Annotated in this window: 10 protein-coding genes; all 10 read right to left on the bottom strand. The window is 61.2% G+C overall.

What is annotated here, in order from left to right:
* Nucleotides 1–73 precede the first annotated feature (73 nt).
* A complete protein-coding gene (locus tag SLW56_RS08980; protein WP_267085266.1) occupies nucleotides 74–1330 on the bottom strand; it encodes an HlyD family efflux transporter periplasmic adaptor subunit in 1257 nt (418 codons plus the stop codon).
* A gap of 20 nt (nucleotides 1331–1350) precedes the next feature.
* Nucleotides 1351–2280 (bottom strand): ABC transporter six-transmembrane domain-containing protein, encoded by a 930-nt coding sequence (locus SLW56_RS08985; protein WP_267085267.1) that lies wholly within the window; start codon nucleotides 2278–2280, stop codon nucleotides 1351–1353.
* A 1-nt stretch (nucleotide 2281) separates the two neighbouring features.
* Nucleotides 2282–3310 (bottom strand): TauD/TfdA family dioxygenase, encoded by a 1029-nt coding sequence (locus SLW56_RS08990; protein WP_267113238.1) that lies wholly within the window; start codon nucleotides 3308–3310, stop codon nucleotides 2282–2284.
* Between the two features lie 29 nt (nucleotides 3311–3339).
* Complete coding sequence (locus SLW56_RS08995; protein ID WP_267102883.1) at nucleotides 3340–4362, bottom strand: TauD/TfdA family dioxygenase; 1023 nt, start codon at nucleotides 4360–4362, stop codon at nucleotides 3340–3342.
* Between the two features lie 9 nt (nucleotides 4363–4371).
* The gene (locus tag SLW56_RS09000; protein ID WP_320694716.1) at nucleotides 4372–6786 is read right to left on the bottom strand and encodes an ABC transporter permease; all 2415 of its coding nucleotides are present in this window, start codon (nucleotides 6784–6786) and stop codon (nucleotides 4372–4374) included.
* Nucleotides 6783–7457: an ABC transporter ATP-binding protein gene (locus tag SLW56_RS09005; protein WP_320694717.1), complete on the bottom strand. Its 675-nt coding sequence runs from the start codon at nucleotides 7455–7457 to the stop codon at nucleotides 6783–6785. The genes SLW56_RS09000 and SLW56_RS09005 overlap by 4 nt, the downstream gene beginning before the upstream one ends.
* Before the next feature lie 60 nt (nucleotides 7458–7517).
* Nucleotides 7518–7868 (bottom strand): hypothetical protein, encoded by a 351-nt coding sequence (locus SLW56_RS09010; RefSeq protein ID WP_267085272.1) that lies wholly within the window; start codon nucleotides 7866–7868, stop codon nucleotides 7518–7520.
* On the bottom strand, nucleotides 7865–8398 hold the full coding sequence (locus SLW56_RS09015; protein WP_320694718.1) for a sigma-70 family RNA polymerase sigma factor: 534 nt from the start codon (nucleotides 8396–8398) through the stop codon (nucleotides 7865–7867). The genes SLW56_RS09010 and SLW56_RS09015 overlap by 4 nt, the downstream gene beginning before the upstream one ends.
* Nucleotides 8399–8458: 60 nt before the next feature.
* The gene (locus tag SLW56_RS09020; RefSeq protein ID WP_267085274.1) at nucleotides 8459–8812 is read right to left on the bottom strand and encodes a DUF6249 domain-containing protein; all 354 of its coding nucleotides are present in this window, start codon (nucleotides 8810–8812) and stop codon (nucleotides 8459–8461) included.
* A gap of 88 nt (nucleotides 8813–8900) precedes the next feature.
* Nucleotides 8901–9776: thioesterase domain-containing protein (locus tag SLW56_RS09025; RefSeq protein ID WP_320694719.1), on the bottom strand; the 876-nt coding region annotated here is incomplete at its 5' end.

Below are 9776 nucleotides of genomic sequence, written 5' to 3' on the forward strand. Positions count from 1 at the left end.
GTCGATACAGCCTAGTGCACCTTCCGATGGAGGCCCGGGTCGCGATGCGTAATGGATCACCCCAATCAAGACGTTACCTGACGCTGAGACGCTCGCCATCGAGCTTGAGCTTGGAAAGATCCGAGACGATCAGCCGCTCGCCGACATCCAGGCCCGAGATTACCTCGATGTAGGGTCCGGCACTGCGCCCGAAGACCACACTTCTGCGAGTCGCAGTACTGGAGCCCTGCTTCATGGCATAGACCTGAGCGCTGGATCCTGAGACGACCCCGGCCGGACGCCGTACGTACTTCACTCGTTCCAGGCGATCCCCGATGATGTTGGCATCCACGCTCAGGTTGGGGCGGGCGCTGGTACCGGCGATCGCAGGCAGCGCGACTTCCAGCTCAACCGTGTTGTTGGCAACGATGGGCACCACACGCGTGACCGTACCATTGATTTTTTCGCGGCGCGTATCGACCGCCACCTTGTTGCCAACGCGGACCGACTGCGCCTGGCCCTGCGGAACCTTGATCAGCGCCACCAGATCCGTCGCACTGCCGACCAAGGCGACTTGTTCGCCTGGCGGAAGACTCTGCCCGACTTCCACTGGCAGTTTCTGCAGCACCCCATCCATGCCTGCCCTGACGGTAAGGCGATCCAATTGGTTCTGCGCCAGATCCAGATTGGCACGCTTCTGGCCGACCTGCTCGTCCTGCACCGCCAGCGACTCTCGCTGCAGTTGCTCCAGCTGGACCATGCCGCCGCGCGACAAGGCGATGCGTTGTGCCAGTTGCCGCTCGGTCTGCACGGTCTTTTCAAAGCTGATCCGGGACACGATGCCGCTTGTGACGAGCTTCTGCTCTGCGTCGCGTTGCGCGGTGATCGTGGCGTGGTCGGCTACCAGCTCGGCCAGGCTTCCCTGCTCTTTCATCATTTCGCGCTGATTGGTGAGTCGCAGCTGGCGCAACGCCGATTCGGACTCGTTCAGTTCTTGCCTGGCGGACTGGAACTCCTTCAACAGCTGAGGATCGTCGAGACGCACGATGACCGAGTCAGCGGTTACTTCAGCGCCCGGCTTGAGCACGATCTCCCTCACTGTCGCCTGGGAAGGAGAAGTGAGCAGTTGCTGACGTGCCGATACCAGTTCGCCGTAGCCTTCGACCGTCACATCCAGACTGCCCTGCTGTACGCTGTCAATCACCAGGTCGCGCTCGCTGAGTGCCATGGCGTTGCCCATCGACAGCGATGCCACTATCGCCGTGAGAATGGCGACGCCCGCTCCTGCACCGATCAACTTCTTCCTCGACCGCCAGGCGGGCCTGCCCGACATTTTCTTTTGAACATCCATGCGAACCGTCCTATCGTGTATCAGCGGGCTTGCGCTTCACTGGAATCGGGCACGCCGGCAGAGGCGTGCTCCCGGGAAGCCTGGTAACGCGTCATTGCCTGCAATCGCCCGGAGATTTCGTTGACACCGACGATTGCGTGGAAAATATTGGGGAGCCGCGTTGTGGCATTGTTCAAGGATTTGACGTAGCCGAAGCAGGCGATGAGCACGCCTGCGGTCACATTGTCCTGGGTGATTGCCGCCAACGCTGCGAAGCAGAATACCGCCACCCCCATCAACTCGAAGGCTCCGGAACTGAATGCCTCGTAATCCGACAGCTTGACCTTGATGTGCGCAAGTTTCTGGAAATGGCGCGAGATTCGATCGTGATCGCCGGATTCGATTTCCTCGACCTTTTTCTCTCTCTGGTTGTTGCGCTCGGTAAACAGCGCCTTGACGCGCGAGCGCGTCGCCAGCCAGATCAGTTGGCTGATGGTCATCGAGCAAAATGCGATCAGGCAGATGCGCCAATCGATGTACGCCAGCATCACCATGGCGCCCACGATTTCCACGAAGGACTTGACGATCACAAACAAGCCTCCCTCGAAGAAACCAAGGATCTCGTCGCACAGCGCCGTACGCTCGGAGGTTTCCGAAAGCGAACTTTTGGCGCGCTGCTGATGGACCACCGTCTCGATTGAGAGTTGCGCCCTGATGCGGGAATAGGTGCGATCGTCGTAGCTCATGCGCGCGGTGGTCACGCAGACGTACAGCATGGCTACCGTTATATAGACACCCAGGTTGAAGTAGTTGCCGGCGATCATCCCGTCGACGGTGCGTCCGATCAACTGCGGCTGAGCGATGAAAATGACGTTCTCGATGATGACAAGACTGAAGGTGCCGATGATCGACCAGCGGAATCGCCTGAAGATTCCCCATAGGGAGTAATCCGTGGCGTAGTCGTGTCTCATTTCAGGCCTCCGCGACGGCGCTGGGCCTGGGGGCGACATCGTCCCAGCGGGTCGCATCGCTCATCCCGCAGAGGATGGAACGCTCGCCTTCGAAGCTCCTGCGTCCATGTGTGACCAGAATGTTGTCGATCATGAGCAGGTCGCCTTGTAGCCACTGGAACTCGGTCCGCTCGGAAAGATACGCGTGTTGCAGTTGGCGCACGACTTCGTCTGCTATGCCGTGGCCATCGCCATAGAAGGTCTGATTGGGAAGCTCGTCGGGCTCGAATGAATCGCGCAGGATTTCCTGGGTTTCTTCGTCGAGCGACAGCAAATTGAAGAACGCGCAATGATTGAACCAGCAAGCCTCGCCGCTCACGGGATGGTAGGCCGTTGTATGGCGAACCTGGTACGTCTTCAGCACATCCCCAGGATGCCATTCGAAGTGGATGTCGTTCCTGCGACAGTACTCTTCCACCTGATCCTTGCGCTCGGCCTGGAAAGCGGTCTGCCAAGTAGTGCCCATCACCTGCCAGAAGCACCTGGCGTAGCGATAATGCCGCTTTTCGAACTGGGCGACGGTCTCCTCCGGGATGCGCCGGTAGATTTTCCTTGCGTCGGCCAGTGGGGTCGCACCGCCCTTGGCCGACGGCTTCTCGCAGTAGAAGAAGATCTTGCGCGGAAATGACTTGTTGTAGGACTGCTCGGAGTGCTGAACGATCTCCTTGTCCGCAGGATGGTCGGTGGACGTATAGATGTTGCGGTACACGGCATGCCGAGGCGAGGAGCGTTCGCTGTAGAACAAGGCGTCGGAGGATACGTTCGAGATGAACTCGTCGAAGGTAGCCGGCGAGGAAACTTCGAAGCCACGAAAGAGGATGGCGCCATGCCGTGTAAGCAGCGCCTCAAGCGCTGCCCGTTGGCCCGAGGCGATCTCGAGCAGCCGGCCGGCGTGCCCAGGAAGCGGTGTGACGACGAGCGGAAGCGGCTGCGCCGGCTGGAAGGTCGCAAGTGTGCATCCCTGCAGACGGATGCCATCGATATCGTCCAAAACGAACATATCCCTGTCCCCTTCTGGTCTCAAATAGCGTTGTTGGTGTAAAGCTGGGCCATGGCGACGCAGACTTTGCGTGGCCCCTTGAATGGCGAGCGCCCATGCGTCAGCAGGAAGTTGTCGACGAACAGCACATCGCCCTGCCGCCACGGGAAGCGCATAGAGTGCTCTTCGTAAAGCTCCCTGATCGCGGCCACCACCGAATCCTCGATCGGACTTCCGTCGCCGTAATAGGCATTGCGCGGCATACCTTCGGCGCCGAACTCCTCGACGAGAAAATCGCGCACGTCGGCGGGCATGTTCGAACTGTGGAACAGGTGCGCATGGTTGAACCACACGGTGTCCCCGGTCTTGGGGTGGGTGGCGATGGCCTGGCGCACCGCGCGCGTCCGCAGGACGTCATCCGGCAGCCATTCGAACTCGGTCCGGCTTTCCCGCAGATACTGTTCGGCCTGTTCACGGGTTTCCACTTGGAAGGCTTCGCGCCAGTCCATGTCCACTCCCAAGCCGTAGTTGCGGACGTACATGACCTTGCGCTCGATGAAGCGCTGCTTGATATCCGACGGAATCGCCGCGAATACCTTGCGATCGTCGGCAAGGGGCGTGTAGCCGCCCTCCTCCGCCACCAACTGGCTGCAGAAATACAGCTTGCTGGGCCAATGGTGCGAATAGGACATTTCGTGATGCATTGGGATCGATTCTTCGGCGGCATATTCCGTCGAGGAGTAGACCTTGTCACCCAACTGTACCCGCGGCGCCCCGCGCTCGATGTACCCCAGCAGCTCGCCCGCATGCGCGACCGCCACCCGGTTGAGTTTTTCCGCCGAATCGATGTCGAAGCCGCGAAAGAGAATGGCCCCGTGGCGGTAGAGCATCTGATCGACCGCTTCCCGATTGGTCTCTAGCCACTGCTCCAGCGGGCCTTCGACATCCCCCGGCTCCAAAGTCAGCGGCAGGGCGTGTGCGGGATCAGGGGTGACCGACTGCGTGTCACCCGCCATGGAACCGTCAGCTGCAGCTTGCTTTGAATCTTCCAGAACGTTGTTCATTCCATTGACCTATTCGTTGCGAAGGATGAAGGCCGGTGGCTGCCGGAACAGTGCACGCATCGGCAGGTAGCATGCATTCAGACCGAGTCCGACGACGACCGCGAGATTCAGCGCGAACACGGCGATCAACTGTGCACTGAGGAACGGCGTCACCAAGTCTTTCCAGAAGACATAGAGAATAGCCAGGGCGAGTAGCTGCACGATGATGCCCAATGCGATTGGCACCAGGTTTTGGCGGACGATCAAGCCGAGAAGCTGGCGCTTCTTGGCGCCGATCGCAATGCGCGTGCCCAGCTCGAAGCGGCGTTGCCGCACCGAGTTGTTGACCACGCCATAGACGCCCAGACCAGACAGCAACACGATGATGAGCGTGAGCGCGGCCGAGATGGTCAGCGTGGCCCAATGTTTGAACAAGGCAATGTGCAGTGTTGCCGATAACGCCTCGAACTCGTTGACAACCAAGGCGGAAGTCGCTTCCTTGACCCGGCCGACCACCTCCTCGCGCTCAATCGTGCGGTCGGCCTTGATCAGGAAGTAGCTCGCATCCGCGCCCACCGGCGTATACGTCCGTGGCAAGCCGGGCTCCTCGTTGGGAAGCGTCATGTTGCCGGCGATGCCGATGATCTCGTATGGTTCGCCATCGCCGGTCGAAAGCCGATTGCGTAAGGGATCGGCGCCGATCTCCGCGGCGAAGGCTTGGTCCACGATCATGACCCTGCGCCCCTCACGTACATCCTCGACGGTGAAGTTCCGCCCCTCGACCAGCGGCTGGCCGATCATCGGGAAGTACGCCGCATCCACAGCCTTGCGCAATGGAGCGAATGGCGTGCCGCTACTGGCGTTGGTCAACGCCATCTTGGAGAACTTAGACAGCGGCGAACCCGACTGGCTGACCATCGTTACACCGGGCATACCAGCCAGCGAGGCGCGTACCGCCTGTAGGGTCGCCAGGCGCTGCTCGTCGGTCTGTTCCGTCTGGCTGGCATCGTCCAGCACCAGGCGGTAAACACCGTCCACGGTGAAACCCATGTCGGTATCGATGATACTGCGTGCATTGAGGAACAGCGCGATGTTGCAGAAGATCAGGAACGAAGCGATGGCCACCTGGGTGCCGACCAGTAACTGCTGCCGGCGGCGCGACAACTGCAATCCACCGCCCTTGCTGCCGCTCTGCACCATTCTGGCCAGGGCCTTGTAGTTCACTGCGCTGATGCTCAGCCAGGCGAAGACCAGGGACAGAACGACGCCGATCAATATCGCCGCGGCAAAGGTCACGCCATTCAGGCGCAGCTCGCCTACGCGCGGCAGGATGGTGTCCATGCTGGCCTGCAGGATATGAAACCCGACGACCGCGATGACCAGGCCCAGTACGCAAGCCGCCGCCATCAGCACTCCGATCTCAACCAGTTTTCCGACGAACAGCTGGCGCATGCGCGCACCCACAGATGCCTGGATCGCCATAGAACGTTGCTGCTCGGCTGCGCGCGACATCATCAGGCAGGAGATATTGACGCAGCTGATCAAGGTGAGCCCGGTGACGCCGATCAGCAACAACAGTGCCATGCGGCTGCTGTCGCCGGTCACGAAATCGCGCAGCGACGCCACTTTTGTGCGGATCGACCAGCCCGCGAAAAACGGCTTACCTGCCACTTCCGGCCGCCACCGGGTATCTGCCAACGAGGTCAGCATCTGCTGGGCCTGCGACGCGCTGACGCCGTCTTTGAGCCGGCCCATCCAGTAGATCGCGCCGTTGATGCTGCTCCAGCTGCCGCGCTTGTCCTCGCCGGCTGGGTTGAAGTCCCACGGCAGCCACACATCGGTGCTGCGTCCGGTTTCGGAGAGCTGCGGCTCGTGGAAATTGCGAGCGGTCACGCCGACGATGTTGAATGCCTTGCCGCCGATATCGATCTTGCGCTTCAGGATCTCTGGGTCTGCTCCGTACTGCTGTTGCCATGCCTCATAGCTGAGCACGGCGACTGGCATGAAGCTGTTGAGCTTCTCGCGCTCGTCGAGCGCGCGCCCCAGCTGCATGGGCACGTCCAGCAGAGTGAACAGCCGCGGGTTGGCGTAGGTCGTATTGACCACGGCCTGGTTGGGCAGCGAGGTCGCTACGTCCTGGGAGTAGTACAGCGCGGCGGATTCGCTGAACACATTCTGCTTGTCTTCCAGGTACAGCACGCCTGGATACGTGTAGGCCTCGCCTTTGACCTCGCCGCCACCATCCACGAATTCCTGGGTGACCACATGCAACTGCTGCGAATCCCTGTACGGCAGCGGTTGCACGATGAGCAGGTAGCACAGCGTCAGGATACACAGCAATGCGCCGATGCTGATCCCCATGCTCGCGACGATCAAGCCGGAGAGCATGGGCTTGCGGCGCACGTTGTGCAGCGCGTGGCGCAGAACGAAGGCAAGGCGGCTCATACTGCCATGTCCAGAACGCGCGGCTGGACGATGCTGCCGTCGTGCAGCCTCAGTTTGACGGCGGCTTCGTTCGCGTAGGCAGGATCGTGGGTCACCATGCAGATGGTCGTTCCCTTGGCGTTGAGCGATTTCAGCAGCGACATCACCGCGTCGCCGCTCTGCGAGTCCAGGTTGCCGGTGGGCTCGTCGACCAGCAGGATGCTGGGGGAATGGACGATGGCCCGCGCGATGGCCACGCGCTGCTGCTGGCCGCCGGAAAGCTGGTTGGGCAGGTGTTGGCGGCGATGCAGCATGCTCACGGTCTCCAGCGCGGCATCGACGGCCGCATCGATTTCCTTGGCGCTATAGGTCTTGCCGCTGTACCGCAATGGCAGCGCCACGTTGTCGAACACGCTCAGTTCGTCGATCAGGTTGAACGACTGGAAAACGAAGCCGATCTTCTCGTTGCGGATCGCTGCGCCGCCGTCGAAGTCCAGCGAGGACACGTCGACGCCGTCGATGAAGTACTGGCCGGAACTGGGACTGTCCAGCAGCCCCAGGATCGACAGCAGCGTCGACTTGCCGCAACCCGAAGGCCCGGAAATCGAGACGAACTCTCCCCTGGAAATTTCCAGGCTGACTCCGCTTAGAGCATGTGTTTCCACGAAACGCGTGTCGTAGACCTTGGACACGTTGTGCAGACGAATCGGATGGCTGTGCTTGATTTCCATGTGATGTCCTTCCTTGCTTGCTTAGATGCCGTCGATTGCCCTGCTGACACCCAGGCAAAGGGTGATCACCAGCAGCATGGCCAACAGCCCCGCGGACGGGATGCTGCCAGCAATCCGGGCTGCTTCATGAAGAAGATCCGCCATGACAGGCGGAGCATTGAATTCCTTGGGACGCATGGCCAGTGCCGTCGCCGAGGCCATGGCCATCGCCCCGCCCAGCAGCCAGGTACGGTGCTGGCGGCCACGCGCGGCCCCCGCCGCGACCTTGTTGATGAAATCGCTGCCGTCGAGCGGGGTGTGGTAGGCAAGCAGGTGAGCGATAGCGGACGGCCCGCTTTCACGATCGTCGCGCATGGGATCGCTGATATTCACGAGATTTCCTCCTCGATGTCCAGCAGCCGAGCGAGCTTCTTCTTCGCGCGGTTGATGTGGGATTTGATGGTGCCCAACGGCATTCCGGTCACGTCGGCGATCTCACCGTGGGACATTCCGGCAGAGAAGGCCAGCGTCGCCGCCAGGCGTTCGTTGATGGTCAGATGCCGCATCATTTGTTCCAGCAGTACGTCGGACATTGCGTTGGAGGCGTCGACCGCCTCGACGTGGGGTTCCATCTCCTCGACGAACTCAAGACGCATGTTCGCCTGCACCTGGCGCAGAAACTGGCGATAGGCGACCGTGTGCAGCCAGGTCGACAGACTGGCGTCGCCACGGAAGCTCCCAAGTGCGCCGAGCATGCGGATGAAGGTCTCCTGTGCGATGTCGTCGGCCAGCGCGTGATCGCCTGCGGTCAATCTGCGCAGGAATTGGCGGATCGGCGACTGATACCGCCTGACGAGATCGTTGGCGGCACGCCGGTCTCCAGCCAGGAATCGCGCGATCAACTCATTGTCGCTGGTGGACATCAACATCCTGGTCGGTGCTCAGATGGGAAGCATGGGAGTTGGTCTCGCAAGCGCGAGACCTCAGGTCGCGCTCGGTCGGTCCAGCTTCCACATCAGCAGAAAGGCCAGACCCATGAACAAGGGGAACACCGCGACCGTGGCGAATTCGGTCATCGATCCGGTGATCAGGCCGGCGACGGCGGCCGCCAAGCCGATCGAAATGATCACCAGGCCGCGACGCAGGTCGGTAGTCGGCGACGGGCGGCTGGTGTTCATCTGCGCGACCAGCGCCGGATTCAGCTGCACCCCGTTTTCCAACGCGGCTCGCAACGTGCGCTGCACCTCCGATTGGTTGCGGCTATTGAGAATGGAAAAAGTGATGAGCATCACCGCGATGCTCAGGACACCGATAACGGGAATGAAGTTGCTATCCATGATTCGTCTCTCTGTAAACGGGCTGCGAGAGCCCTGTACTAATTGGAGCCAGCCAGTGCGCCGTTTGGATGCAGGGGATGGATCTTTTTTAGACCTCTTCCAGTTCCGCCAGCGAACCGCTGGTCCGCTGCACCGTTTCGGCCAGCCAGGCCGCCACCGTGTCCACGTGCGGAGCGCGCAGGATCTGGAAGTGGTCACACGCCAGTGCTGGCGCCACCTGCATGGCGGCCAGCGCATCCCAACCGCGCTGCTCCCATGGCATGGCGTCAACCGCGGCGCCGATGAAATGCACAGCACCGGCGTAGGGTCGCCCCGAGTAACGCGAGGCAGCCGTCCAGTTGCTCCGGCAAAGCCGAAAACGCTCCCGCAGCGCCTCCACGCCCAGGGCCGACGGTAGAAGGCCATGGGCCGTGGCGTGTTCGGCGGCATGAGCGAGCGCACGTTCGACGCCATAGGCCCGGTAGACCGCCTGCAGGTCGGCGACATGCTGCTCCTCCACCACGCCCAGCTCCTGCAGCAGCACCATCAAGGCAACCAGATCGGCATCGACATGATCGAAGGTTCCATGGATGAGCATCGAGTCGATCAGGCTCAACGATCCCAGCACTTGCCCATCCGCTTCGAGCTGTCCGGCCATCTCGAAGGCCAGCAGGCCACCCAGCGAAAACCCTGCCAGATGGTAGGGGCCATCGGCCTGCACCGACCGCATCAACGCCACGTAGCGTTGTGCGAGTTGCTCGATGCTCAGATCGTGTTCCTCGGACATCTGGATACCCAACACTTCCCACTCGGGATCCAGGCGCGCGACGAGTTCGTGATAGCACCCGACGTCGCCGCCGATCGGATGAACCAAGATCAAGCGTCTTGGCACTTGCCGCAGGTTGTTGCGTCGTCCGCGCTGGAGCTGCACCAGGATGCAGGCATCGCTAGAGGCCGGAGAGCCGATGCGCTCGTCGATCCTGCT

It is taken from the genome of Xanthomonas sp. LF07-6, assembly GCF_034105445.1.
GTDB classification, from domain to species: Bacteria; Pseudomonadota; Gammaproteobacteria; order Xanthomonadales; family Xanthomonadaceae; genus Xanthomonas_A; species Xanthomonas_A sontii.